At 74.1% G+C, this 1,111-nt stretch carries 1 protein-coding gene; it reads left to right on the top strand.

Annotation, left to right across the window (positions count from 1 at the left end; translation table 11 throughout):
- A partial coding sequence (locus tag MXD58_RS25215) for a 3-hydroxyacyl-CoA dehydrogenase family protein (RefSeq protein ID WP_250610142.1) occupies positions 1-1,111 on the top strand: 1,111 nt, incomplete at both ends.

The following is a 1,111-nucleotide window of genomic DNA, read 5'->3' as shown; positions in this document are numbered from 1 at the left end:
GGTGCGCGGCGCGGCCCCGGCCGCCTACCGCGCGCTCGACCTGATCGCCCTCGCCGAGACCGCGTCGCGGGCCGAGGGCTTCGAGGCCGAGACGCAGGCGCTCGCCGACCTGTCTGTCAGCGGCGAGCTCGCCGCCGGCCTGTACGCGTTCGACCTGCTGCAGAAGCGGGCACGCCGGCCCGTCGGCGGCCCGGACCCGGCGCTGGCCCAGCCGGTGACGAAGGTCGGCGTGGTCGGCGCTGGACTGATGGCCGCGCAGCTCGCCCTGGTGTTCGCGCACCGGCTGGAGGTGCCGGTCGTGCTGACCGACCTCGACGCCGACCGGCTCGACGCCGGGGTCGCCGCCGTCCACCGCGAGATCGACAACCTGCTCGTCCGCCGGCGGATCTCCCCCGACCAGGCCAGCCGCTACAAGGCGAACGTCACCGGCTCGCGAACCTTGGACGCCTTCGCCGACGCCGACCTCGTCATCGAGGCCGTGTTCGAGGATCTGGCGATCAAGCAGAAGGTGTTCGCCGAGCTGGAGGCGGTGGTGGCGCCGGCGGCGGTGCTGCTCACGAACACCTCGGCGCTGTCGGTGAGCGCGATGGCGGCCGGTCTCGAGCATCCGGAGCGGGTCGCCGGGCTGCACTTCTTCAACCCGGTGGCCGTCCTGCCGCTCGTCGAGGTCGTTCGCGCCGAGCGCACCAACGACGCCACCGTGGCCACGACGCTGGCCGTGGCGAAGAGCCTCAAGAAGAACGCGGTGCTGGTCGCCGACCGACCGGCGTTCGTGGTGAACCGGCTGCTCACCCGCTTCCTCGGCGAGGTGCTCGGCGCGGCCGAGCGGGGCACGCCGCTGGAACAGGTCGACCACGCTCTCGACCCGCTGGGCCTGCCGATGTCACCGCTGGTCCTGCTCGCGCTGGTCGGGCCGCCCGTGGCGCTGCACGTGGCCGAGACCCTGCACGCCGCCTACCCCGACCGTTTCCGCGAGCCGGCGGGGCTGGCCCGCCTCGTCGCCGCCGGCCGCACCGGCGGGGGTGTGGCGGTGGGAGTGCAGCTCATGGGTGCCTTGTTCGACGACCGCCACCCCGCTGCGGCTGGCCGAACTGCTCGAGCAGCGCATCGG

This window comes from Frankia sp. AgKG'84/4 (assembly GCF_023242965.2).
GTDB lineage: Bacteria > Actinomycetota > Actinomycetes > Frankiales > Frankiaceae > Frankia.
Note: the sequence above shows the minus strand (reverse complement) of the source record. Positions and strands in the feature narration are given on the sequence as shown.